We start from the raw sequence: 348 nt of genomic DNA, 5'->3' as shown, positions 1-348 counted from the left end.
GGGAGCCTGAGCGGCGCTTTCGGCAGCCTGCCCTTCCGCAGCGGCAAAAGACCGGACATCCTCCTTCATGATTCGGCCATCCCTCCGAATGTCGGCGGGATTCACGCCCAGCGCCGCCGCTTCCTTGGCCGCAGCCGGGGAAATCCTCACCTTGGGCGAGCCTTGCCTGGCGCTCTCGGCATACCGCCGCACGTCGCCGTCCGTTATCCGGCCCAGCGGCCCCGTGCCTCTTACGGAAGACAGCTCCACGCCTAGCGTCCGGGCCGTCCGGCGGGCCAGCGGCGAGGCCTTGATCCGGCCGCCGGGCGCAGCCGGCGCGTCCGCCGCAGCCTCGTCATCCTCTCCGGC

General features: G+C 71.6%; 1 protein-coding gene. It reads right to left on the bottom strand.

The window, feature by feature from the left end; translation table 11 throughout:
* The coding region (locus L692_RS33005; protein ID WP_036724481.1) for an E3 binding domain-containing protein at positions 1 to 348 on the bottom strand (348 nt) is incomplete at both ends.

The organism is Paenibacillus forsythiae T98, from assembly GCF_000520735.1.
Lineage (GTDB): Bacteria > Bacillota > Bacilli > Paenibacillales > Paenibacillaceae > Paenibacillus_AQ > Paenibacillus_AQ forsythiae.
The sequence above is the reverse complement of the archived record's forward strand: the minus strand, read 5'-3'. Positions and strand labels throughout refer to the sequence as shown.